At 46.0% G+C, this 20,004-nt stretch carries 17 protein-coding genes and 1 tRNA gene; 2 read left to right on the forward strand and 16 right to left on the reverse strand.

Annotation, left to right across the window (positions count from 1 at the left end; all coding sequences use genetic code 11):
* Positions 1–256: 256 nt before the first annotated feature.
* The 8 genes from rnr to WA407_RS25055 form a co-directional block, all read right to left on the reverse strand.
* The gene (gene rnr, locus WA407_RS25020; RefSeq protein ID WP_336078645.1) at positions 257–2,872 is read right to left on the reverse strand and encodes a ribonuclease R; all 2,616 of its coding nucleotides are present in this window, start codon (positions 2,870–2,872) and stop codon (positions 257–259) included.
* 196 nt (positions 2,873–3,068) lie between these two features.
* Positions 3,069–3,302 carry a preprotein translocase subunit SecG gene (gene secG, locus WA407_RS25025; RefSeq protein ID WP_013308268.1) on the reverse strand — a complete coding sequence of 78 codons (234 nt, stop codon included), beginning with the start codon at positions 3,300–3,302 and terminating at the stop codon, positions 3,069–3,071.
* A gap of 341 nt (positions 3,303–3,643) precedes the next feature.
* Positions 3,644–4,930, reverse strand: a complete 1,287-nt coding sequence (gene eno, locus WA407_RS25030) for a phosphopyruvate hydratase (protein ID WP_013308266.1) — start codon at positions 4,928–4,930, stop codon at positions 3,644–3,646.
* A 63-nt stretch (positions 4,931–4,993) separates the two neighbouring features.
* The gene (gene gpmI, locus WA407_RS25035; protein WP_336078646.1) at positions 4,994–6,538 is read right to left on the reverse strand and encodes a 2,3-bisphosphoglycerate-independent phosphoglycerate mutase; all 1,545 of its coding nucleotides are present in this window, start codon (positions 6,536–6,538) and stop codon (positions 4,994–4,996) included.
* A 1-nt stretch (position 6,539) separates the two neighbouring features.
* Entirely contained in the window at positions 6,540–7,292 is a 753-nt protein-coding gene (tpiA, locus tag WA407_RS25040; protein ID WP_013308264.1) for a triose-phosphate isomerase, read from the reverse strand.
* 59 nt (positions 7,293–7,351) lie between these two features.
* The gene (locus tag WA407_RS25045) at positions 7,352–8,533 is read right to left on the reverse strand and encodes a phosphoglycerate kinase (RefSeq protein ID WP_013308263.1); all 1,182 of its coding nucleotides are present in this window, start codon (positions 8,531–8,533) and stop codon (positions 7,352–7,354) included.
* A gap of 120 nt (positions 8,534–8,653) precedes the next feature.
* Entirely contained in the window at positions 8,654–9,664 is a 1,011-nt protein-coding gene (gap, locus tag WA407_RS25050) for a type I glyceraldehyde-3-phosphate dehydrogenase (RefSeq protein WP_165179540.1), read from the reverse strand.
* 93 nt (positions 9,665–9,757) lie between these two features.
* Positions 9,758–10,795, reverse strand: a complete 1,038-nt coding sequence (locus WA407_RS25055) for a sugar-binding transcriptional regulator (RefSeq protein WP_013308261.1) — start codon at positions 10,793–10,795, stop codon at positions 9,758–9,760.
* A gap of 269 nt (positions 10,796–11,064) precedes the next feature.
* Here WA407_RS25055 and WA407_RS25060 point away from each other — a divergent pair.
* Positions 11,065–11,139 (forward strand) — tRNA-Arg (locus WA407_RS25060).
* A 211-nt stretch (positions 11,140–11,350) separates the two neighbouring features.
* Entirely contained in the window at positions 11,351–11,947 is a 597-nt protein-coding gene (gene clpP, locus WA407_RS25065; RefSeq protein WP_013368815.1) for an ATP-dependent Clp endopeptidase proteolytic subunit ClpP, read from the forward strand.
* A 125-nt stretch (positions 11,948–12,072) separates the two neighbouring features.
* Here clpP and WA407_RS25070 read toward each other — a convergent pair whose 3' ends face one another.
* The 8 genes from WA407_RS25070 to trxB form a co-directional block, all read right to left on the reverse strand.
* A complete protein-coding gene (locus tag WA407_RS25070) occupies positions 12,073–13,176 on the reverse strand; it encodes a PdaC/SigV domain-containing protein (RefSeq protein WP_336078647.1) in 1,104 nt (367 codons plus the stop codon).
* 239 nt (positions 13,177–13,415) lie between these two features.
* Complete coding sequence (locus WA407_RS25075) at positions 13,416–14,177, reverse strand: SIMPL domain-containing protein (RefSeq protein ID WP_336078648.1); 762 nt, start codon at positions 14,175–14,177, stop codon at positions 13,416–13,418.
* A 272-nt stretch (positions 14,178–14,449) separates the two neighbouring features.
* Complete coding sequence (locus tag WA407_RS25080; RefSeq protein ID WP_013308257.1) at positions 14,450–14,719, reverse strand: HPr family phosphocarrier protein; 270 nt, start codon at positions 14,717–14,719, stop codon at positions 14,450–14,452.
* 136 nt (positions 14,720–14,855) lie between these two features.
* Positions 14,856–15,800 carry a DNA-binding protein WhiA gene (gene whiA / locus WA407_RS25085; protein ID WP_061830212.1) on the reverse strand — a complete coding sequence of 315 codons (945 nt, stop codon included), beginning with the start codon at positions 15,798–15,800 and terminating at the stop codon, positions 14,856–14,858.
* A 5-nt stretch (positions 15,801–15,805) separates the two neighbouring features.
* Positions 15,806–16,792, reverse strand: a complete 987-nt coding sequence (locus WA407_RS25090; RefSeq protein WP_023986485.1) for a gluconeogenesis factor YvcK family protein — start codon at positions 16,790–16,792, stop codon at positions 15,806–15,808.
* A 12-nt stretch (positions 16,793–16,804) separates the two neighbouring features.
* Positions 16,805–17,704, reverse strand: coding sequence for an RNase adapter RapZ (rapZ, locus tag WA407_RS25095; RefSeq protein ID WP_013308254.1), 900 nt, complete (start codon positions 17,702–17,704; stop codon positions 16,805–16,807).
* Positions 17,705–17,770: 66 nt separating this feature from the next.
* Positions 17,771–18,721: an ROK family glucokinase gene (locus WA407_RS25100; RefSeq protein ID WP_336078649.1), complete on the reverse strand. Its 951-nt coding sequence runs from the start codon at positions 18,719–18,721 to the stop codon at positions 17,771–17,773.
* 293 nt (positions 18,722–19,014) lie between these two features.
* Positions 19,015–19,968 (reverse strand): thioredoxin-disulfide reductase, encoded by a 954-nt coding sequence (trxB, locus tag WA407_RS25105; protein WP_013308252.1) that lies wholly within the window; start codon positions 19,966–19,968, stop codon positions 19,015–19,017.
* Positions 19,969–20,004: the final 36 nt, after the last annotated feature.

Raw genomic sequence — 20,004 nt, forward strand, 5'->3', positions numbered from 1 at the left:
AATTCACTCTTGAAATCCAAGCATCAAAATCCGGCTACAAAGAGCCACCTAGAAATATATTGTAACAAATTTCAGATGGTAAAAGCAAGAAAGGTCAAGCCTTCTACATTTCAAACTGCACTTATATCACACTTAAAACCAAGCGGCTTCCATCCAATACAGCAGACAGAAACCGCCCGTATAACCTATGCTTCAAAGTCAGCTTCATTCACTGCAATGGAAGCTCCAGCCTTCAAAGTAAGTAAACTCTAACTTCCTACTTCTTCTTTTTCCGCACAAAGCCCGCGGTGCTATTGCCGCCACTTCCGCCCTTATTCTTCCGCTTGCGTCGTGCTGCGCCTTCACCGTTTGGTCTGGCATCACTACCTGGTGTAGCTGCTCCGCCGATGAAAATACCGCTGGCAGACGTCTTCTTCCGTCGCTTGCTTGCCCCGGATGCTGGCGAGTTATATCCGCCCTTGCCACTGCCAAAGCCGAAGTTGCTAGCTGAGCCGGTTCCAGCTCCGTTTCCGCCGCCGCGCCCGGAACGACCTGCGGTACTAATCCCTCCGTTACCAGCGCCAGCTTCTTTTGGCTTCCCGGTAACATCATGACCGCCTTTACGCTCTTTGCCAGTCTTGTCCTTGCCGCCCTTGCGGTCACGCCCTTCTCGGCCTTTGCCTTTACCACGGCTCTCGCCACGCGCAAAGTCTCCACCCTGTCCTGTACCGCCAGTCCGTTCACGGCGTTGCCGTTGCTTCATATCGACAAGTTCAAAGTCAATTGTGTAATCTTCCATATTCACACGCGCGACGCGAACTTTAACCTCATCCCCAATGCGGAACACCTTGGAGGTGCGTTCGCCAATCAACGCCATATGCTGCTCGTCAAAATGATAATAGTCGTCCGTAAGCGCACTCAGACGCGTCAGGCCCTCCACTGTATTGTCGAGCTCAATGAACATTCCGAAGCTGGTTACACTGCTGATGATCCCCTCGAATTCCTCGCCGACCTTGTCCAGCATATATTCAGCCTTTTTCATCTGCTCTGTATCACGCTCTGCATCCACAGCTACGCGTTCACGCTCGGAAGATTGCTGCGCAATATCAGGCATACGTGCAGTCAAATATTCCTGACGCTCGGCTGTTAAAGCCCCGCCATTCTCCAATACCTCACGAATGACACGGTGAATCACCAAGTCAGGGTAACGACGGATCGGCGATGTAAAATGAGAGTAATACTCCGCTGCCAATCCAAAATGTCCTGTCGACTCCGCATCATACTTTGCCTGCTTCATCGAACGTAGCATCATCGTGCTAAGCACGGTTTGCTCCTTCGTACCCTGAATGTCTTCTAGCAACGTTTGTAGCGCACGCGGATGAATGGAATTTCCTCTACCTTTGATCTGATGCCCAAAATTAGCTGCGAAAGCCATAAAGTTTTGCAGCTTCTCTGGATCTGGGTCCTCATGAATCCGGTACAAGAAAGGTACTTTGAGCCAATGGAAATGTTCAGCTACCGTTTCATTGGCCGCCAACATAAACTCTTCAATAATTTGTTCAGCTATCGTACGATCCCTCTTTACAATATCGACAGCTTTGCCTTCATTATCCACAATCACTTTGGCTTCATCAAAGTCAAAATCAACCGCGCCTCGGCGCATTCGATTAGCACGCAGCTTCAATGCCAATTCCTTCATCGTGCTGAATACATCAATCAGATCCTTGTACCGTTCCATCAGTTCAGCATCTTCCTCTTCGAGGATTTTGCGAACGTTAGTGTACGTCATTCGTTCCTTCGTTTTAATCACACTGGTGAAAATATCATGCTTTACAACCTTCATATGCTCATTGAATTCCATCTCACAGGATAAAGTCAGTCGATCCACCTGTGGATTCAAAGAACATATTCCGTTCGAAAGTCGATGTGGAAGCATAGGAATGACACGGTCAACCAAATACACGCTACAACCGCGGTTATATGCCTCCTGATCCAGCTTGGAGTTCTCACGCACATAATACCCTACGTCGGCAATATGAACGCCCAGACGGTAGTTTCCGTTCGGCAAGCGCTCTACATTGACAGCATCATCCAGGTCTTTGGCATCCTCACCATCAATGGTCACAATGATCTTATCACGCAGATCGCGCCGTCCCTGACGTACAATCTCTTCTTCCGTAATCGCGTCGGGAGCATTCTCGGCTTCCTCTGTCACTTCATCTGGAAAAGCTTCCGGAAGCTGATGCTTACGAATAACTGACAAAATGTCGACGCCCGGATCATCCTTATGACCCAAAACCTCCAACACTTCGCCTTCCGCTGCTGCTCGTCCTTCTGGATAGCTCACAATACGCACAACGACCTTTTGACCGTTTACAGCTCCATTGAAGCTTGTTTTTGGAATGAAAATATCCCGGTTAATACGCTTATCATCCGGCAAAACGAAACCGTATGCTTCGTGGCTCTGAAACACGCCTACTACTTGAAGCACTGCGCGCTTCACGATCCGCACAACTTCGCCTTCTAATCGGCCACCCGCAGGTCCCTTCGAAGTCACTCTTACCAGTACCGTATCTCCATTCATCGCACTCTTTAAGTCGTTAGCATGAATATATACATCCGGGTGCTCCCGGTCCTCTGGAATCAGAAAAGCAAATCCCTTGGCATGAGCCTGCAAACGCCCACGCTGCAAATCCATTCGTTCCGGCACACCATAACGGTTTGTGCGGGTCAGCAGAATTTTCCCCTCTTCCTCCAAGGCATTCAATAGCTTAAGAAATTCACGGAAATCATCGGCATCCTTAATATCAAAGTGCTGCTCCAGCTCCTGGTAAGTCATGGGTTTGTATGCGGTCTCGCGCATAAAATCGAGTAGTTGTTGCTCTGTTATCATAATATTGTCCACCTCGGGTGACCTTTAATTTTCAGTAATAAAATCCGCATGTCCTTGTTCCTTGCTCCTGATACAAGGCTCTTAATATACTCATACCCTAGTATACACGAATTTAATCGACGGCATCCCTGCCTGTCCAAAATCTAAAAAAAGCCCCCGTTTCCCGCGAAACGAAGGCTTAAGGTACATATTTATCTTATTTTGCAAAAAATGCAACTAAAACAGAAACGATCATGAAACCCGCACCCAAAACAGCAGTTGCGCGTTGTAAAATCAAATCCATACCGCGAGCTTTTGTCTTGCCGAACAGATGCTCAGCACCGCCAGAGATGGCACCGGACAAACCTGCGCTTTTCCCCTTTTGCAGTAAAACAACCGCAATAACAGCAATCGAGAACACAACGAGCAGCACTTTCAAAAAGATTTCCATGAAAAATCCCACCTCCTGAGCTTATACATCTGTTTTGCAAAACAACACAGCCTCTTTTATGAAAACATGTACATATCATGTTATAAATAGCCGGAAATTAACGCAAAACACTATTTCTATTCTACCACAGCTTCCAGTAGATAACAACAGCTATAGCAAGTCACTCAGCCATTAAGCCTTTGCAAAGTTATAAATTCTCATACACATCCATAATAACAAAAAACAGACCTGCTCGCGGTGGCGAGTAGGCCTGTTTTATTCATGCGAAAAAGCTTTGAGCGTTCAGACTTCATGATCATAAACCATGAGTCAAGAGACGCCATCAGCATTTTTGCGCAATATTATTTTTTCAGGTTGTAGAAAGATTTCAGGCCGTGGTATTGAGCCAGTTCACCCAGTTGATCCTCAATGCGGAGCAATTGGTTGTACTTCGCAATACGGTCAGTACGGGAAGGAGCACCTGTTTTAATTTGGCCTGCATTTGTTGCAACAGCGATATCAGCGATTGTGCTGTCTTCGGATTCACCGGAACGGTGAGAGATAACAGCTGTGTATCCTGCACGTTTAGCCAATTCGATAGCATCGAATGTTTCAGTCAGCGTACCGATTTGGTTTACTTTGATCAGGATAGAGTTACCGATGTTTTCATCGATACCTTTAGCCAGACGCTCTGTGTTTGTTACGAACAGGTCGTCACCAACCAATTGGATTTTGTTGCCCAATTTTTCAGTGAGCAATTTCCAACCTTCCCAGTCATCTTCGGAGCAACCATCTTCAATAGTGATGATTGGGTATTTATCAACCCAAGAAGCAAGCAGGTCAACGAACTCAGCAGAAGTGAAGGATTTGCCTTCGCCTTCCAAAGTGTATTTTCCATCTTTGAAGAACTCAGTGGAGGCAACGTCCATACCGAGGAATACGTCAACACCTGGTTTGTAACCAGCTTTTTCGATCGCTTCGATAATAGTGGACAGAGCTTCTTCGTTAGATTTGAAGTTAGGAGCAAAACCACCTTCATCACCAACAGCTGTGTTCAAACCTTTGGAGTTCAGTACGGATTTCAGGTTGTGGAAGATTTCTGCGCCTACACGCAGAGCTTCTTTAAATGTAGGAGCGCCTACAGGCAGAACCATGAACTCTTGTACGTCAACGTTATTGTCGGCATGAGCGCCACCGTTAACGATGTTCATCATTGGTACTGGCAATTGTTTAGCATTGAATCCACCCAGGTAAGTGTACAGTGGCAAGCCCAGAGCTTCAGCAGCAGCGCGAGCTACAGCCATGGATACAGCCAGAATTGCGTTTGCACCCAATTTACCTTTGTTATGTGTACCATCCAATTTGATCATCAGCGTGTCGATTTCTACTTGGTTCACAGCATCCAAGCCGATTACTTCAGGAGCAATAATTTCGTTCACGTTTTTAACAGCTTGCAGAACGCCTTTACCCAGGTAACGGGATTTGTCGTTATCACGAAGCTCTACAGCTTCGTGAGCGCCTGTGGAGGCACCGGAAGGAACGATAGCACTACCGATAGCACCGGATTCCAGATATACTTCAACTTCAACCGTAGGGTTACCACGGGAGTCGAGGACTTCACGAGCGTACACGTCAGAAATAATAGTCATTTGTACTTAATCTCCTTTGTGAATCATGATTTGTTGGTCAAGCCTATACTTATTAAATCAAGCTTACTTGCGGGATGCAATCATAGATTTTCCTGTCATTTCCGCAGGTTGCGGAAGTTGCATCAAATCCAGAAGCGTTGGAGCTACGTCAGCCAGTATTCCATGCTCACGCAAAACGATATTTTCGTCAGTCAAAATGAACGGAACCGGATTAGTTGTGTGAGCTGTGAACGGACGTCCCTGCTCATCAATTTCCATATCCGCGTTACCATGGTCAGCAATGATAATAACCACGCCGCCTTTGGCTTTAACCGCATCTACAACACGTCCAACACATTCATCCGTCGTCTCTACCGCCTTAATCGTTGGCTCCAGCATACCGGAGTGTCCAACCATATCCGGATTGGCAAAGTTCAGGATAATCGCATCATGCTTGTCGGCTTCGATTTCCTTAACAGCAGCATCCGCTACTTCATACGCACTCATTTCGGGCTGCAAGTCATATGTAGCCACTTTAGGCGAGTTGATCAAAATACGAGTTTCGCCAGGAAGCTCCACATCACGTCCGCCACTGAAAAAGAAAGTAACGTGCGGATATTTTTCAGTCTCAGCAATACGCAATTGCTTTTTGTTGTTTTGAACCAACACTTCACCAAACGTGTTATCCAGGTTTTTCGGTTCGTAAGCTACAAAGCCTTCAACCGTTTCGCTGAACAACGTCAGGCAAACAAAGTGCAAATCTTTAGGCCATTTCGGACCACGTTCAAAACCACGGAAGTCCGCGTTTGTAAATACCTGAGACAGTTGAATCGCACGGTCAGGACGGAAATTGAGGAAGATAACAGAGTCATTGCTTTCGACCAGCCCTACAGGACTGCCGTCAGCCTTCACAATAACCGTTGGCTCCACAAATTCGTCGAACACTGATTTTTCATACGATTCTTTTAATGCTTCCATTGGATCTGTGTATTGAGGACCTTCTCCGTACACGATTGCACGGTAGGATTTCTCTACACGTTCCCAACGTTTGTCGCGGTCCATAGCATAATAGCGTCCTTGTACAGTCGCAATTTTACCTACGCCCACTTCTTGAATTTTAGCGATCAGCTGCTGCATAAAGCCTACGCCGCTGTCAGGCATAACATCGCGTCCATCCATGAAAGCATGAATGTACACTTCTGTTAAGCCTTCTTTTTTCGCCAAGTCCAGCATAGCGAACAGATGACTGATATGGCTATGCACGCCGCCGTCGGACAGAAGTCCGTACAGGTGAAGTTTCGTGTTGTTCTTCTTGGCATGTTGCACTGCTTTAACCAGTGTTTCATTGTCGTAGAATTCACCTTCACGGATGGACTTCGAAATACGAGTCAAGTCTTGATATACAATTCGGCCTGCGCCGATGTTCAAGTGACCTACTTCGGAGTTACCCATTTGTCCTTCAGGCAGACCCACTGCTTCGCCAGAAGCCGTCAGCGTTGTATGAGGATACTGTTGTAAATACCGGTCGTAATTCGGTTTGTTGGCCTGCGCAACCGCATTACCTTCTACGGTGTCACGCAATCCGAACCCGTCCATAATAATTAAAGCTACCGGTTTTGGTGCTGTCATCTTACTTCGCCCCCTCAACAAGCGCGATGTACGACGCCGGTTGAAGACTGGCACCGCCCACGAGCGCGCCGTCGATATCGCTTTGACCCAGGTACTCAGTAACATTTTCAGGTTTTACACTGCCACCATACTGAATACGTACAGCATTTGCTGTATTTTCATCATACAGCTCTTTAATCAGACTGCGGATATAGGAAATCACTTCATTCGCATCCTGCGAAGTGGAGGATTTGCCTGTTCCGATGGCCCAGATCGGCTCATAAGCAACAACTACTTGTGCAGCCTGGTCCTTAGCCAAACCAGCAAAAGCTGCTACAGTTTGCACTTTTACAACCTCTTTGGTTTGTCCAGCTTCACGATCTTCCAGCTTTTCGCCTACACACACGATTGGAGTCAGGCCATGACGGAATGCTGCATGAACCTTTTTGTTCACCGTTTCGTCTGTTTCATTAAAATATTCACGACGCTCGGAGTGTCCGATCACAACGTAGTCTACGCCCAGATCTTTCAGCATTCCACCGCTAATTTCACCTGTAAATGCACCATCTTCTGCAAAGTGCAGGTTTTGTGCGCCAATTTTAATAGACGTGCCTTTTACTGCTTCAACCAGAGCAGGAAGATTCGTAAATGGTGCGCAAATCACGCTCTCCACTCCTGCAACCTCCGCTTTGCCTTTGATCTCCTCGATGAAAGTTTTAGCTTCTGGTACGGTTTTAAACATCTTCCAGTTACCCGCGATAATCGGTGTTCTCAATGGTTTCAACTCCTAACTATTAGGTGCCCTAAAGCTTTATTCACGCATAGTGCGTTTGATTATTTATCGTTCAGTGCAACAACACCCGGAAGTGCTTTGCCTTCCATAAATTCCAGTGATGCGCCACCGCCAGTGGAGATATGATCCATTTTATCAGCCAAGTGGAATTTTTCAGCCGCAGCCGCAGAATCACCGCCACCAATGATGGTGTATGCTTCAGTTGTTGCGCAAGCTTCCGCTACTTCACGAGTACCACCAGCGAAAGGCTCGATTTCAAATACGCCCATTGGTCCGTTCCATACAACCAGTTTGGAGTTTTTGATCACATCTGCATAGATTTTACGTGTTTTCGGTCCAATGTCCACGCCTTCCCAATCTGCAGGAATGCCGTCGATATCCACAATGTCCGTGTTCGCCGTAGCGCTGAAATCGTCAGATACTACAATATCAACCGGAAGATAGAAGTTTTTGCCGAGCTTCTTCGCTTTTTCAATAAATCCAAGAGCTACGTCCAGTTTGGATTCATCCAGCAAAGATTGACCCACTTCATGACCTTGAGCTTTGAAGAATGTATAAGTCAAACCGCCACCAATGATTACGTTATCTGCAATGTTCAGCAAGTTGTCGATCACGTCGATTTTGTCTTTTACTTTGGAACCGCCAATAATGGCTGTAAAAGGACGGTCTGGATTCGACAGAGCCTTACCAATAACAGACAATTCTCTTTCCATCAGCAAGCCAGAAACAGCCGGAAGAATATGAGCGATACCTTCAGTGGAAGCATGAGCACGGTGTGCTGCACCAAATGCGTCATTCACGAAAACGTCGGCCAGTTCAGCAAATTGCTTCGCCAATTCAGGATCATTCTTTTCTTCTCCTGCATAAAAACGTACATTTTCAAGCAACAGCACGTCGCCGTTTTGCAGTTCAGCCACTTTCGCTTTAACAGCTTCGCCTACCGATTCGTCCACTTTAACTACTGGCTTTTTCAGCAGCTCAGACAAACGTACGCCAACAGGAGTCAGACGCATGGATTCAACAACCTGACCTTTTGGACGTCCAAAGTGACTCGCCAAAATAACTTTTGCACCTTTTTCAATCAAGTAGTTAATGGTTGGCAAGGTTTCACGAATACGCTTGTCATCCGTAATTTTACCGTCCTCAACCGGAACGTTAAAATCTACACGAACAAACACCCGTTTTCCATTCAGTTCTATATCACGTACGCTCTTTTTGTTCATCTCCATATTCCTCCGCACCCTTATAATTTTACGAAACAGGAATTTAAGGCACATTTGATATATAAAGAGCGGAAACAATAACCTGTTTCCGCTCTATGTTATTGCTCAATAAGACTGTTCTTATTTAGCCAGTTTTGCGAAGTATTCCAACGTGCGGATCAATTGTGCAGTGTAGGACATTTCGTTGTCATACCAAGCTACAGTTTTCACCAGTTGTTTGTCGCCAACAGTCAGAACTTTAGTTTGAGTTGCATCAAACAAAGAACCGTAAGTGATACCTTTGATGTCGGAAGAAACGATTTGATCTTCAGTGTATCCAAAAGTATCAGCATCAGAAGCTTCTTTCATTGCTGCGTTGATTTCTTCAGCAGTTACGTTTTTCTCCAGAACTGTTACCAACTCAGTCAGGGAACCAGTTGCTACTGGAACACGTTGAGCCGCGCCATCCAGTTTACCTTTCAGTTCAGGAATTACCAGACCGATGGCTTTTGCAGCACCAGTTGTGTTAGGAATGATGTTTTCAGCTGCTGCGCGAGCACGACGGAAGTCACCTTTAGCATGTGGAGCATCCAAAGTGTTTTGGTCGCCAGTGTAAGCGTGAATTGTAGTCATCAAACCTTCGATGATACCGAATTTGTCTTGCAGTGTTTTAGCCATAGGAGCCAAGCAGTTTGTTGTGCAAGAAGCACCGGAGATTACAGTTTCAGTACCGTCCAGAATTTCATGGTTTACGTTATAAACGACAGTTTTCATGTCGCCAGTAGCTGGAGCGGAAATAACAACTTTTTTAGCGCCGCCTTTCAAATGTTTCTCAGCAGCTTCCTTAGTTGTGAAGAAACCTGTGCATTCCAGAACGATATCTACACCCAGGTCTCCCCAAGGCAGTTCTTCAGGGTTGCGGTTAGCCAAAACTTTAACTTCTTTACCGTTTACTTTGAAGAAGCCGTCATGTACTTCTACTTCTCCTTGGAAAGTACCTTGTGTTGTATCATATTTCAACAAATGTGCCAACATTTTGGAATCTGTCAAGTCATTGATTGCTACTACTTCAATACCTTCCACGTTTTGAATCCGGCGGAAAGCAAGGCGTCCAATACGTCCGAAACCGTTAATACCAACTTTAACTGTCATGAGTGAGTTCCTCCCAAAGTTCGTTTAGTTTAGTTTTATATATTCAAGACAGACCCGAAAGCCCGTCAAGACAACACCATTCATAAATCCATCTTAACCATTTAAATAATGACTTACAATCTCGGCAGCAGCGCCTTCGTCGGTGACTAGAATGTCTTCTTGTCCGAAACGCAGTACCGCATGAATAGCGGCCGCCTTGCTCTTGCCTCCAGCTACACCTAGAACCGTATCGGTACGCCTGATGTCCTCTAATCGAAGTCCAAGCGTCAGCATTCTGTGAACAACGACGCCATCTTCGTTAAAGTAATAACCAAACGATTCAGCAACGGCCCCCTCACTGCTGATCTGGGCAAAGGTTTCGGGATCAAGTTTACGTCTATGTGCCATCGCTATGGCGTTGCCTATCCCGTGAATGATGATACGACTCTCGCGAATCAGGTTCAATATATCCTGAATGTTCGTATCTTCAAGCAAGGAGTTGTAAGCATGATTGCTGAGCAAATCCGGTACATGGAGCAGACGGTATTGAGCGCCTACCTTGCGAGCCATTGTGGAAGCAATTGTGTTGGCCTGCATTTCCATGCTTTCTCCCAAACCTCCGCGTGCCGGTACAAACCACCCACCCTTAAGTGGGCCATTAGAAGGTAGTGCCAGTTGTTCCGCCACGTCGGCAATCGTCGTGCCACCTGTTACAGCGACCACATCCTCGTCGTCCATAACACTCAGCAACGCTTTTGCTCCAGCGCGCCCCAGCTCCTGCTTTGTTAACGGAGAAGCATCCGAATCCCCTGGAACGACAACCACCTTCCTCAAACCATAGGCTTGACGAATCTGGTCCTCCAATTGGGACAGGCCGAACAAGTTGTTCGCAATCGGCTCCAGCTGTTCCAGCAGATCCAGTCCTGCTTTGCTCACCTTCATGCCTACACTCTCAATCTCAATTAGCCCTTGAGCTTTAAGAAGATCGGTTTCGGCGCGCAACACGCGCTCAGTCATGTTCAGTGAAGCTGCCAGTGTTCTGCGTCCAACAACATCGGACAGCATAATCTGATGCAGGATCGTGTACCTTTTTTTCAAAACATCCATGAGGTCGGGCAGAAGCTGCTTCTGTATTTCTAATATCTTTCGCATGCTTTCCACTCCCGCACACTTCTAAGTTCTGTCTCTAATGCTCTATCTCTAACTGGTCTTAAAACGTCCCGGGATAACTTTTTAAGTCCCACGTATATCTTAACCAATATTTGCTCCACATGCAAGTCTATCTGAACCTATATTTCTCAACCATTTGCCTGAATATGCGCATTTAATAAAAGCTTGCAATTCACTGTTGTATATCATATAATCATCTTTGTTTCCAATTAGCTGTTTAATTAGTTGGTTGTTTGCATTGATTGAACTATGCGCCCGTGGTCCAACGGATATGACGTAGGCCTCCGGAGCCTGAGATCGAGGTTCGATTCCTCGCGGGCGCGCCATTTTAAATGAACGCATAAATGCTTCTATATAATGTTTTAACCAATAAGAGCGCTGAGGGCTCTTTTTTTTAAATCATTAGTTTGACTTTCTTTGACTTTTTGTTTGAAATTGTTTATCATGTGGTTAATACGGTAACAGTTTATAAATAAGGGACGTGTAATCGGCATGTCCACCAAATCCACTAACGATATTTAAGGGAGGTTTTTTGACGTGAGCTATGTTCCTATGGTAGTAGAACAAAGTAACCGCGGCGAACGCGCCTATGACATTTATTCCAGACTGTTGAAGGATCGCATTATTTTGTTAGGCTCGGACGTCAATGACGTTGTAGCCAACTCTATTATTGCGCAAATGCTGTTTTTGGCTGCCGAAGATCCTGAAAAAGATATTCACTTGTATATTAACAGTCCTGGCGGTTCCATTACAGCTGGTATGGCCATTTTCGATACGATGCAATACATTAAACCTGACGTATCTACGATTTGCGTAGGTATGGCGGCTTCCATGGGCGCGTTCTTGCTAAATGCAGGCGCCAAAGGTAAACGTTTCGCTTTGCCAAACAGTGAAATTATGATTCACCAACCACTGGGTGGTGCACAAGGCCAGGCAACGGATATTGAAATCCGTGCACGCCGCATTCTGAAAATGCGTGACAAATTGAATCGCATTCTCGCAGATCGCACAGGCCAACCACTGGAGCGCATTGAAAAAGACACAGACCGTGACTACTTCATGTCCGCTGATGATGCCAAGGAATACGGTATTATTGATAAAGTGCTAACTAGCTCCTCTCCAGAAGGTGTATAAGAGAAGAAATTTGCCTCTCGATAGCCGGTTAATGAAAAAGCTGCCCCGGATGTTTTATCCGGTAGGCAGCTTTTTTTGCTTTATTGTTTTTTTAGGTTATAGACAATTGGAATTGTTTACTCCTACTATTCATGCTGTTCCGCAAAAGGCTTTCCGCCTTGAGGCAGCAGTTGACCGAACGAGTAGGTAAACTCCGGAATTCCATACGCGTATGGCGCATAATCATACAAATCAAACACAATTGTTACTCCACTGCTCGTCACATAAAAATTCTGATCTGACGCCAGCTCTTTAAATTTGCCGAATCCTTCGCCAGCCTGAAGCGCATCGATTTTTTTCTTCAAATCAGCATTGAGGAACTTTTTATAGTTCGGATTTGCCTTCAAAACGTCAGACAATTGCAGCAGTTTACCATCAGCGAGCGAGAACGTATATCCTTTACGTGCCGTCATGCCATGTGCGCCACCCGTATACGAGTAATCCTGCATAATCACACTCAGAATACCATTTTTGTTATAGGCAATCGCAAAGTCATTTCCGAACTCATACGGTCTTTCTGTTGTAGCCTCACCCTCAGCCATCATCTTTTTGCCTGCTACCAATATACCCTCTGCATGCTTTTTAAGCACATTGTTAATGGCCTGTTGAGCCTCAGGATTCAGCTGACTGCCGCTGATTTGCGGGTACTTAATCTTGTAGGACACCTTCGCATTACTCGAAGCTGGAAGTGTTTGAGACGCAATGGTGATCGGATTTAGCTGGCTTTTACTCAGCGTTACTGTTTTCTGAGCAGCATTCCATTGAGCATCTATGCCTAGATAGTCTTTCAGCAGACTCATAGGAATGTATAGCTTCCCAGCGATCTGTTTGGCATCCATGCTACGTGTATTGATTCCATTGACGTTGACGTAGGCATCCGAGGAAGAAGCCATAATGTAAAGTTTATTGTACCCGCTACCTACGGTATATGTCGTTGTTTTCGCATCATAGCTTACTGGAATCCCCAGGCTGTCACGCAAAGCGGCCACCGGAATCATTGTACTCCCGTTCACTTGAACACCTTTAGCGGGCAACGTTTTACCATTCCATTGGATGGTGATTCCTGGTTGCTGTGTTGTCGCTTGTTTGGTCGATGCTGCCTGGATATAGGAAACGGGAACAGCTGCGACTCCTGCTAAAATCCCTGCTGCCAGCAGTGCTGAACCCCATTTTTTCGCATGCTTACTCATATTAAGTATTCCTCCTGTTATTGATCTGTATTGTCTATGTGTGATAATTACTTTTCTTATTATATCTATACCCTATTGTATGTAGTTTACAATCTGTACACTCTCCGATTTCAATATGTACACCTAATAACCCTTAGCTATGACAGACTCATTACAAAAAGGTTTCGATATACAAAAAGAGCCAGCAAGCCAGCCTACGCATGATGCAGGCCGCTTGTGGCTTCGTTTGATGATCTGTATTAGTTCATTTCGTACTGAGCCGACACCTGAACTTTCACTGTTACTTGTCCCGATTGGATCTCTGTCCCGCCACCTGCTACGTCCAAGAGCGATTTTGACATGGCATTTTCACGTTGTGTAAAGACTTGTGCTTCTCCGCCATCTACCGTCACACTCACAAGGGCACCTAACCCGCGTTTGGCTGCTTTAGCTACAGCACTGGCTTTAGATTGTGCGCTTCCCAATGCCTTAGTAATGGCTTCCTCTTCATAAGTCGAAGGGTCTTCCACGGAAAAACGTACATTATCCACGTTATTGGCTCCGGACTTGGTCGCCTCATCCAATAACTGACCAATTTTATCCAAATCGCGGTATTTGACGGAAAGTGTATGGTTGGCAGTGTACCCTTTGAGCTTTTGCCCTTCTTTTTCGTTATAGGTGTAGTTAGGCTGTACATAAAACTGGCTGGTCTGAATGTCATCTGCGCTGATGCTCCACTTTTCTTTCAGCAGTTGTGTAACCTTGTTCAATTTTGTAGCATTGGCTTTTTGAGCAGCGGCTGCCGTATTCCCTTCTGATTGTACACCGATAGAGAGATAAGCAATATTAGGCTTCGCCATTACTTCCCCGCTTCCAGTCACATTAATTACACCGTTTACCGTCGAAGCTGTTGACGCAGCATAGGCACGATCTTCCCCTGTCCATAATCCTCCTGCTACTCCCCCTGCCATTAATGCTCCTGCGAGAACTGCCGTGGCTACTGTTTTTGTCCAAAGTCTCATTGAATTCAACCTCTTTCTTGTAAATGTTTGTACCTTCCAGACGGAAATGACGAAAAAAGGTTGCAGCCAAGCATACATATTTCCGAAACAGAGCATGACCACGGAAATTTTAATTATTTATAACTTGAACTTAATACGGTCTCTATATTCAACAAATCCACACATAGAACAGTTAACGGAGGAGCGTTCGAAGACTTTTTTCTGGATACAAAAAAAGCCCCAAAGGGGCTTTTCACTAAGAGCATACATCATATTACAAAGCAAATCTTTGTTTATTGATTTTCCAGCTCTACCTTACTAACCAAACTTACTAAAGCGTTTACAGCCTGTTCGGCGTCCGCACCTTCAGCACTAATATTGATTTCAGTACCTGTACTGATGGCAAGACTCATAATACCCATGATACTCTTGGCATTAACTTTTTTGTCATCTTTTTCCACAAAAATCTCAGATGAATATTTATTCGCTTCCTGTACGAACAACGCAGCAGGTCTGGCGTGCAGTCCTGTTTTCAAGCGTACGACTACCGGATGTTTTGACATGTCAGCTTACCCCCTCATCAAATAAATCTGGACACTACTTACTCCATTTTATTTATCACATTATAACATTAACCCGGGACAGACACTAGAAAAAAAACTAAAAAAACCGGGGCTAAAAGCCCCATGGACACTCTTTTTACGGAATCAGGCCATTTTCGCCCCTAATTTTGTCAGCCATCTCATCAATTTTGCGAAGCCGATGATTTACACCCGATTTACTCACGACCCCTTTAAGCATTTCCCCGACTTCTTTCAAATTCAAATCGGGATGAGCGAGCCGAATTTCTGCCACTTCACGCAGTTTATCCGGCAAGGTCTCCAAACCAACTTCCCTCTCCAGCAACTTAATATTCTCAATTTGCCGGACAGCAGCTCCGATCGTCTTGTTCAAATTAGCCGTTTCACAATTGACAATGCGATTTACGGAGTTGCGCATATCGCGCATAATGCGTACATCTTCAAATTTGAACAAGGCTTGATGCGCCCCAATGATGCTAAGCAGCTCAATGATCTTCTCGCCTTCCTTGATGTAGAGAATAAAACCTTTTTTTCGCTCAATACAGCGAGCATTTAGATGAAATTCATTCGCAAGATCAACGAGTGCCTGACAATGCTCCTCATACATCGAAGAAATTTCAAGGTGGTAAGACGATCCTTCAGGATTGTTGACAGAGCCACCTGCCATAAAGGCGCCCCGCAAATAAGCCCTCTTACAACAGTTTTTCCGAACGATATCCCGATTAATCCCGTCAGTGAATAAGAAACCTTCTGTGACGATATAAAGATCCTTTAGCAGTTGCTGCACACCATTGGGAATACGGACAATGTACACATTATTTTTTTTCAAGCGCATTTTTTTCCGTACAAGCAGTTCGATATGAAGTTGAAAATGCTTCTTGATCAAGGAGTAAATCCGCCTTGCAATCGCGGCATTTTCTGTGGACACGTCCAATATCACCCTTTTATTCGACAGTTGTACGGATCCGAGCATACGTATGAGCGCAGATAGTTCCGCTTTCTCACAGCAGGACTGGCTTTCAATCATCGTAAGCTCTTTTTTCGTTTGTGCCGCAAAGGACAAGGGACTCACCTCCTTCTTAATATCCAGTTTTGTACCAATTGGTAGATATGCTGGCTCAATTTGTCGGCATCATGCCGTAAATACGTGCGGAACAGAACTAATGTATCTGCCACCACTTTATATCCCCGGTCGGTCAGCTCGCCCATGTCTACTTGAACTGGCTTGGCTCCCTGCTCGGCATACATTTCCTGTACTTGGGGTGGAATTTCTCCGTTATTTACAATGACATAGTCGAAGAGATGATGCCCTACATGCTCAAAAATAGCTTGCAGGTGATCTCCTACCGTATAACCATCGGTTTCCCCAGGCTGGGTCATAACGTTACAGACAAATATTTTGATAGCGTCTGATTTTACTACAGCTTCAGCGAGTTTAGGTACAAGCAAATTTGGTAATATGCTGGTATATAGACTGCCGGGGCCAATCAAAATCGCATCGGCTTCATTAATGGCCTCTACAGCCTCAGGCAACGGCTCCACGTGAGTCGGTTCAAGAAAGACGCGTTTGATGCGTCCGCCCGCTTCCGGGATCTTGGACTCCCCGGTAATCACCGTGCCATCCTCCATCTCGGCGCTTAACACAACGCCTTCCTCGGCTGCCGGTAGCACACGTCCCCGGACAGCAAATACACGGCTAAGCTCACGCACCGCCGTTACGAAATCTCCCGATATATCGGTCATCGCTGCTAAAATCAGATTACCCAGGCTATGGCCTGACAATCCTGATCCCGCACCGAAACGGTATTTCAGCATATCTGACATCACTGGTTCCACGTCAGCCAAGGCAGTCAGCACATTGCGAATATCCCCTGGAGGGGGCATCTGTAGCTCACTGCGCAAAATCCCGGAACTTCCGCCATCGTCAGCGACTGTAACAATAGCCGTAATATCTAACGGCTTTTGCTTTAAGCCCCGCAGCATGACGGACAAGCCGGTTCCGCCGCCCATAACAACAATACGTGGGCGCTCCCGTTGTGATCCGGTCTCTTTCATGATTTCACCTCATTAATGCCGGTCCCGATCAGCATCCCGATGCGAAACAGAAACAGATTCTGTCTCGCTGGCACCCAGCATTTTTCCTAAATACTCCGATATTGCAACAGAACGATGCTTACCGCCAGTACAGCCAATGCCGATAATGACCTGGCTTTTGCCTTCTTTGCGATATTGCGGAATCAAAAAGTGTAACATATCCAGCAACTTGGTCAAGAATGCCTGAGTCTCGGGCCATTTCATGACATAATCATATACATCGCTATCCTGTCCCGTGTGGGGACGTAGTTGGTCCACATAGTGGGGATTAGGCAGGAAGCGCACATCGAATATAAGATCGGCATCAATGGGAATACCATACTTGAAGCCAAAAGAAGTAATGTTCACGGAAAGCATACTACTCTCCAGATGAGAAAATCGTGAAATAATCCTCGCCTTTAAGGTTGCAGGCTTCATCACACTTGTATCAATAACCTGTGTAGCTGAGCTTTTTAATTCTTCCAACATCTTGCGCTCCAACCGAATCCCATCCAAAGGCATGCCGTCTGGAGCCAACGGATGACGTCTACGGCTTTCCTTATACCGCTGTACGAGAACGCCATCATTCGCATTTAAGAATAAAATTTCACAATGGATCGTAAAATGATCTTTAATATAATTCAAAGATTCCGACAAGGCAGTGAAAAATTCTCGTCCGCGTAAATCAATTACGAGTGCCACCTTGCCTATTTTACCGTTCGACTGCTCAATCAACTCGGCAAATTTGGGAATCAGTACAGGGGGCAAATTATCAACGCAGAAGAAGCCCAAGTCTTCCAGGCTCTGAACCGCAATGGTCTTCCCTGCGCCTGACATCCCCGTAATAATAATGAGCGTTGCCCACGGCGCAGCATTTTTTAGGTTGTCTGTCATATGGACTTCCCTCTCCTTTTGCTTCTTCGCTCTATACCAGTACCCGTATTATCAATAACCTGTGGATCAGGAGCGTAGCAGCAACCCTGCAGCCCCTACGATACCTGCGTCATTGCCTAACACCGCTGGTACGATATATACACCCTTTTGAAGCGGTTCAGGTGCCAGCTTGGCGTATACGCGACGCATCTCTTCAAATAAAAAGTCGCCTGCTTTAGAAACACCGCCGCCTATAATAAACAACTCTGGATTAAGCACAGCGGCAACCGCTGCCATGGATTTCCCCAAATAAAAGGCAGCCCGGTTCACGATACGCAGCGCGACTTCATCTCCAGCTTTAGCAGCATCAAATACTTCCTTGGCAGCAATTTGATCTTCCAGCGCCAGAGAGGTCCGGTCGCCACGTTCCACAGCGTCCTTGGCCATACGAATGATGCCTGTTGCGGAAGATACAGTTTCCAAGCAACCCATTTTGCCGCACCCACACTGAATAGCCTCCAGATCAGGTACGACACTGATATGGCCAATTTCTCCGGCCATGCCCGAAGAGCCTTGGTATATTTTACTGTTTATAATAATACCGCCACCTACGCCTGTTCCCAGGGTATAGCATACGCAGTTTTCTATGCCTTTGCCTGCACCAGCCCAAGCCTCACCCAGCGCAGCAACATTCGCATCGTTGTCTATTTTCACAGGCTTGCCAATCCGGTTCTCTAGGAGCGCACGGATCGGTACGTCACGAAAGCCAATATTAGGAGCGAGGACAATAATACCATCACGAACATTCGTAAAACCTGCAACGCCTGCACCGACACCCTTTAGTTGATCCCACTCATAAGGAGATTGCTCAACAATATGCCGCACATATTTTTCGATATTACCGATGACAACGTCTACACCTTTATCGGTTTCGGTTGGTCCCTCATATGTGTGCAAAAGCTGTCCGTTTTCATTACAAATGCCGACTTTAATCGCGGTACCGCCCAAATCGACACCTACATAGATACTTTCAGACATGTTCCAAGCCACCTTTGTGTTTACTTAAAAACCTGGTATGAAATGTACGATTACAATTCCTACTTCATAATAGTATTCCTACGTTCCAACTATAATTGAAGCCCCCGTTACGGTCAAGGACACTTCCTTGTTGAAAAGTGTACGATTAGCGGAACTTTTAACCTCATGCACCCATAAAAAGGAGAAAGCCTGTGCAAACGCAGCAGGCTTTCTCTTCCTGAACAAAAACATACGGCATAACAGAGGCTTCCTTCGCTCTCCTGCTAGCCTTTTTGTGTACTATAGTCACTCTTTTATTGATCCAGTGTCTCGCTCCAGTCGTGAACAGCACTGCCTTCGAGATACTTCTCGCAGTCCATAGCCGCCATACAGCCCGTTCCCGCAGCCGTAATAGCTTGACGGTAACGGTTATCCTGTACATCCCCACAGGCAAAAACTCCGGGGATATTCGTTTCTGTTGTGCCTGGCTTCACAACAATATAGCCGTGTTCATCGGTATGGATTTGTCCGTTCAGGAAACCTGTGTTCGGTGTATGCCCGATGGCTACGAATACGCCATCTACCTCAATCAGCTCATCCTGATTGGTCTCATTATTGTGTACCTTCAAACCCTTTAAACCAGCTTCTCCCGTCACAACTTCCAGAGGAGTCCGGTTTAATGCCCAATGTACTTTTTCGTTCTCACGCGCGCGATCTTGCATAATTTTGGACGCCCGCAACTCATCGCGACGATGGACCAAGGTTACACTGGAAGCAAAACGGGTCAAGAAGCTCGCTTCCTCCATGGCTGAATCGCCACCGCCAACCACGACAATCTTTTTCCCGCGGAAAAAGAAGCCATCGCAAGTTGCGCACGTGCTGACTCCGCGACCTACATTGTCTTGCTCGCCCGGAATGCCTAGATATTTGGCGGACGCACCTGTAGCAATAATGACCGACTCCGCCTCAATGATGCCTTTACCCTCTACCTTCACTTTAAAAGGACGTTTGCTGAAATCCACTTCCTCAACCCAACCGGAAGTAAATTCAGCGCCAAAACGTTCAGCCTGCTTGCGCATATTATCCATCAGTTCAGGCCCGAGGATACCTTGCTCAAAACCCGGGAAATTTTCAATTTCGGTCGTTGTAGTAAGCTGCCCACCGGGCTGCATCCCTTCAATGATCAGCGGATTCATGTTAGCGCGTGCCAAATAAATAGCGGCTGTGTAGCCTGCAGGACCTGTACCAATAATTATGGATTTATACATACGTTTGTTGCCTCCTTTAAGTGATGTTTGGAGCAG

It is taken from the genome of Paenibacillus sp. 203 (assembly GCF_037027525.1).
Taxonomy (GTDB): domain Bacteria; phylum Bacillota; class Bacilli; order Paenibacillales; family Paenibacillaceae; genus Paenibacillus; species Paenibacillus polymyxa_B.

Coding starts and splice junctions, on each gene's coding strand:
- rnr (WP_336078645.1), bottom strand. CDS start 2,872: ATGATAACAGAGCAACAACTACTCGATTTTATGCGCGAGACCGCATAC.
- secG (WP_013308268.1), bottom strand. CDS start 3,302: ATGGAAATCTTTTTGAAAGTGCTGCTCGTTGTGTTCTCGATTGCTGTT.
- eno (WP_013308266.1), bottom strand. CDS start 4,930: ATGACTATTATTTCTGACGTGTACGCTCGTGAAGTCCTCGACTCCCGT.
- gpmI (WP_336078646.1), bottom strand. CDS start 6,538: ATGACAGCACCAAAACCGGTAGCTTTAATTATTATGGACGGGTTCGGA.
- WA407_RS25045 (WP_013308263.1), bottom strand. CDS start 8,533: ATGAACAAAAAGAGCGTACGTGATATAGAACTGAATGGAAAACGGGTG.
- gap (WP_165179540.1), bottom strand. CDS start 9,664: ATGACAGTTAAAGTTGGTATTAACGGTTTCGGACGTATTGGACGCCTT.
- WA407_RS25055 (WP_013308261.1), bottom strand. CDS start 10,795: ATGCGAAAGATATTAGAAATACAGAAGCAGCTTCTGCCCGACCTCATG.
- WA407_RS25070 (WP_336078647.1), bottom strand. CDS start 13,176: ATGAGTAAGCATGCGAAAAAATGGGGTTCAGCACTGCTGGCAGCAGGG.
- WA407_RS25075 (WP_336078648.1), bottom strand. CDS start 14,177: ATGAGACTTTGGACAAAAACAGTAGCCACGGCAGTTCTCGCAGGAGCA.
- WA407_RS25080 (WP_013308257.1), bottom strand. CDS start 14,719: ATGTCAAAACATCCGGTAGTCGTACGCTTGAAAACAGGACTGCACGCC.
- WA407_RS25090 (WP_023986485.1), bottom strand. CDS start 16,792: ATGAAAGAGACCGGATCACAACGGGAGCGCCCACGTATTGTTGTTATG.
- rapZ (WP_013308254.1), bottom strand. CDS start 17,704: ATGACAGACAACCTAAAAAATGCTGCGCCGTGGGCAACGCTCATTATT.
- WA407_RS25100 (WP_336078649.1), bottom strand. CDS start 18,721: ATGTCTGAAAGTATCTATGTAGGTGTCGATTTGGGCGGTACCGCGATT.
- trxB (WP_013308252.1), bottom strand. CDS start 19,968: ATGTATAAATCCATAATTATTGGTACAGGTCCTGCAGGCTACACAGCC.